4 protein-coding genes are annotated in these 4056 nt (G+C 66.7%); 3 read left to right on the top strand and 1 reads right to left on the bottom strand.

Features of this window, described 5'->3' with window-relative positions; all coding sequences use genetic code 11:
* Positions 1-67: 67 nt before the first annotated feature.
* Complete coding sequence (locus tag ACIKT0_RS14280) at positions 68-556, bottom strand: LysR family transcriptional regulator (protein WP_407105986.1); 489 nt, start codon at positions 554-556, stop codon at positions 68-70.
* Positions 557-780: 224 nt separating this feature from the next.
* Between ACIKT0_RS14280 and ACIKT0_RS14285 the strand changes: the two genes are divergently transcribed.
* The 3 genes from ACIKT0_RS14285 to ACIKT0_RS14295 are packed head-to-tail and all read left to right on the top strand — an operon-like array spanning position 781 to position 3873.
* On the top strand, positions 781-1737 hold the full coding sequence (locus ACIKT0_RS14285; protein WP_407105987.1) for a Bug family tripartite tricarboxylate transporter substrate binding protein: 957 nt from the start codon (positions 781-783) through the stop codon (positions 1735-1737).
* 3 nt (positions 1738-1740) lie between these two features.
* Positions 1741-2295, top strand: coding sequence for a tripartite tricarboxylate transporter TctB family protein (locus ACIKT0_RS14290; RefSeq protein WP_407105988.1), 555 nt, complete (start codon positions 1741-1743; stop codon positions 2293-2295).
* Positions 2296-2307: 12 nt separating this feature from the next.
* Positions 2308-3873 (top strand): tripartite tricarboxylate transporter permease, encoded by a 1566-nt coding sequence (locus ACIKT0_RS14295; protein WP_407105989.1) that lies wholly within the window; start codon positions 2308-2310, stop codon positions 3871-3873.
* Positions 3874-4056 lie beyond the last annotated feature (183 nt).

Below are 4056 nucleotides of genomic sequence, written 5' to 3' on the forward strand. Positions count from 1 at the left end.
AGGGCTACACGCTCCTGATGGGCTCGGTCGCGAACACGACCTTCCCGGCGGTCAACAAGAAGGTGCCCTACGACCTCGTCACCGTCTCCCCGCCCTGCAGGTCCGGCTGCTCCGTCAGGATCGCGATGTCCAGGCGATCGCGCATGAGTTCGGCGTGCAGATGCACGCTTCGCCGGCAATGTAGCTGGATCTCGACATCCGGATAGGCCTGGGAGAAGCGGCTGAGCACGTCAGGCAAGAGATAGGCGGCATAGAGATCGGGCGTTCCGAGCATGACCTTTCCGGCGACGCTCGGCGCCGCGAAGCGGGCCTTGGCCTCTTCGGAGAGCTTCAGCATGACGCGGGCGTATTCGAGCAGGATCTCGCCGTCGGCCGTCAGCGTGATGCGCCGACGGTCATTGGCGAAGACGGTGCGGCCAAGCTGGACTTCCAGGCGGTTCATCTGGTGGGTGACGGCGGACTGCGTCCGACCGACCGCGCGCCCGCCGGAGGTGATGCTCCCGGTGTCGACGATCGCCACGAAGGTGCGCAGTAGAGCAAGGTCGAGGTCAGACATCCCGATGAAGCTCCTTCATCGTCAGGATGCACATAATGAACTTTGTTGTCTCGGGGCGCGCATGTAGCCTTTGGTGAAACGCGAGAAGGCTTGCCTTTTGGAGCAGGCTTTGCCGGCGCCTCGAAGGCGGACTTCAATAAGAGATCCCCGGCCAACGGGGCGATGCGACGCGGGCTGCGACCGGGACAACCGGCGGAAAGACCTGCGCGCAAGGGAGGGAAGCCATGAACGTCAGCAGACGAGAGGTTCTCGTCGGCGGCTCGGCGCTCGTCGCCATGTCCGTCGCGAAGCCCGCTTTCGCGGAAGAATATCCCAGCCGGCCGATCGAGCTCGTGGTCCCGTGGGGGCCGGGCGGCGGCGCGGACCAACTCGCCAGAAAGGTCGCCCAGCTCGGCGAACCTCAGATCGGCAAGCCGATGCCGGTGGTGAACATCCCCGGCGGCACCGGCGCGACGGGCATGGCCAAGATCCTCGCCAATCCCGCCGACGGTCAGACGGCCGCGATCTACATCGCGGACGCGCATGCGCTTCTCGCCGGCAAGAGCCCGCGCTGGACCATGGAGGACATCACGCCGGTCGCGGTGCTGATCCAGGCGCCGTCCTTCATCTTCGTGGCGCAGGATAGCCCCTTCAAGACCTGGGACGACTTCGCTAAGGCGGCCCAGGAGCGGCCCGGCGCGCTCAAGGTCGCTACGCTCGGCTTCGGCAGCGTCGACGACTTCACGCTGAGCTTCCTCGGCTCCAAGGGCGTGAAGGTGAACCAGGTGCCGTTCTCCAAGCCGAGCGAGCGCTACGTCTCGATCCTCGGAGGTCACGCCGACGCCCTCTATGAGCAGGCCGGCGACGTCGGCAGCTTCCTCAACGGCAAGCAGATGCGCCCGCTGCTGGTGTTCGGATCGGAGCGCTTCGCGGCGTTCCCGGACGTGCCCTGCTCGAATGAGGCCGGCTTCAGCATCGCGCTTCCGCAGTTCCGTTCGATCATCGTGCGTGGGGGCACGCCGCCGGAGCGGGTCAAGAAGCTTTCGGACGCGCTCCAGAAGGTCGCGGCCACGGACGAGTTCAAGGCCTTCCTCAAGGAGCAGTTCGCCAAGGAGGACAGCTTCATCGGCTCGGACGGCGCAGGCGCCTTCGTGGCGAAGCAGCTCGACGACATGAAAGCCGCCATCAAGCAGGCGACCTGAGCCATGAACGGGGCTCCCGTCGGAGGAAGCGTCGGCATGGGCGGGCGGCTCGCGCGAGCGCTGCCCTACGTCATCCTGCTCGCTGTCGCCGCATGGCTGTGGTCGATCGCGAACGGCATCGAATATGACGCACGCCCCGGCGCGCTCGGCCCCGCCTTCTGGCCCAAGGCCGCGCTCATGCTGCTGGTCGCGCTGTCGGTGTTCCAGATCGCCTGGACGCTGATGTCCTCTTCCGAGGAGGAAGCGGTCGGGATCGGCGCGGCAATGGAGGAGGAAGAGGACGAGGCGCCCCGGCGCCCGCTCCTTCTCGCCCTCGGCGTCGGGTTGACGGTGGTCTACGCCCTGACCCTCAACATCCTCGGCTTTCCGGTCGCGACCGCCGCCTTCCTGATCGCCTTCATGTATGTGGGCGGCGCTCGCAATCATGTCGCGATCTGGGCCTCGAGCCTGATCGGCGTCGCAGTGACCACGCTGCTTCTCATGCGGGTCGTCTACGTCTCCCTGCCGCGCGGCGTCGCGCCGTTCTCGGGCGTCTCCGACTTCATCACCGGTTTCTGAGGAGGGCCGATCGTGATCGAGATCCTCGCCCAGCTCGGCGACGGCTTCCTCGCCTGTCTCCACCCGACGACCATGATGATGCTCCTGCTCGGCATCGTCGTGGGCCTGCTGGTCGGCGTCCTGCCGGGCCTCACGCTTGTGATGGGCGTCGTCCTGTTCCTGCCCTTCACCTACAAGATGCAGGTGACCGACGCGATCGTGCTGCTGAGCGCGATGTACGTGTCCGGCACCTATGGCGGGGCGTTCACCTCCATCCTGTTCCGGATACCGGGCGAGCCGATTCACGTGCCGCTGCTCTGGGACGGCTACGCCATGGCGCGCAACGGCCAGCCGGCCCGCGCGCTCGGCTGGACGCTCGTCGCGGCGCTGGTCGGCGGCCTGCTGTCGGCCGTCGCGATGGTGATGCTGACGAAGCCGGTCGCAAGCTTCGCGCTGCGCTTCTCCTCGCCGGAATACTTCGCGATCCTCGTGTTCGGCCTGACGAGCGTCATCGCGCTCGGGGCGGGCTCGCTCGCCAACGCCCTCATCAGCCTCGCGCTCGGGCTGCTGATCGCCTCGGTTGGAACGGACGCGATCTACGGCGCCGCCCGTTTCACCTTCGACATGCCGATCTTCGCGGACGGCATCGAGTTTCTCGTCGTGATGGTGGGCGCCTATGGCGTCGGCGAGGTGCTGTCGCGCCTTGAGCGCGGCTTCTCCAGCAAGCCGCTCGCCAAGATCTCCACGACCAAGACCGAGCTCCCCAGCCTCGCCGAGGTGGGGCAGGTCAAGGGGATGCTGCTGCGCTCGACCGTCGTCGGCCACATCATCGGCCTCGTCCCCGGCGCGGGCGCGACGGTCGCGGCGTTCGTGGCCTACGGCATCGAGAACCAGTTCGGACGCCGCCGCGCGCAGATGGGCTCGGGCGTCGTCGAAGGCATCGTCGCGCCACAGAGCGCCGCCACGGCCTCGGTCGGGGGCGCGCTGATCCCGCTGCTCGCGCTCGGCATTCCCGGCAGCGGTGCGACCGCGGTGATCCTCGGCGCCTTCATGCTGCACGGCATCCAGCCCGGACCGCAGATCATGATGACGTCGTCCGCGATGGTCTACACGATCTTCGCGTCGATCTTCATCGGCATCGTCATGATGTGCGTGCTGGGTTACTTCGCGATCCGGCCGCTCGTGAAGATTCTCGACTTTCCGGAGTCGATCGTCTCGGCCTTCGTGATGCTGTTCTGCTTCGTGGGCGCGCTGGCGATCCGCAGCAACGTCACGGACCTCTGGCTGATGATCGGCTTCGGCGCGCTCGGCTACCTGTTCGAGCGCTACAAGTTCCCGATCGCGCCGCTGGTGCTCGGCGTGATCCTCGGCCCGCTCGCCGAGGAAAGCTTCATGAACTCGATGATCAGCTTCTCGAACGACTGGACCGTGTTCTTCACGCGGCCAATCGCCGGGACTGTGATGGCGCTCGCCATCCTGACGCTGTCGCTGCCCATCATCGGAATGATCCGCAATCGGCGAAAGCCGAGCGGTCCGCCGGCCGCCCCGCACCTGTCGCCCGTCGGGGGCGGAGAACGAATCCTGACGCCCGAAGTCTAGCCGAAGTCAGCAACCGCGTTTCGGGAGAGAGGACGAGCCGTGCCCATCGTTCGGAAACAGACAAGCCGCCTTGCGTCCGGCATGGGCGAAGGGGAGCAGGCAGCGCGCGGCGACCGCCACGTCTATGCGTCCCGCACCCGCTTCATCACCGCCGCGATGCTGGAAAAGTTCGAGAGCTGCTCC

It is taken from the genome of Hansschlegelia beijingensis (assembly GCF_045505405.1).
Lineage (GTDB): Bacteria > Pseudomonadota > Alphaproteobacteria > Rhizobiales > Methylopilaceae > Methylopila > Methylopila beijingensis_A.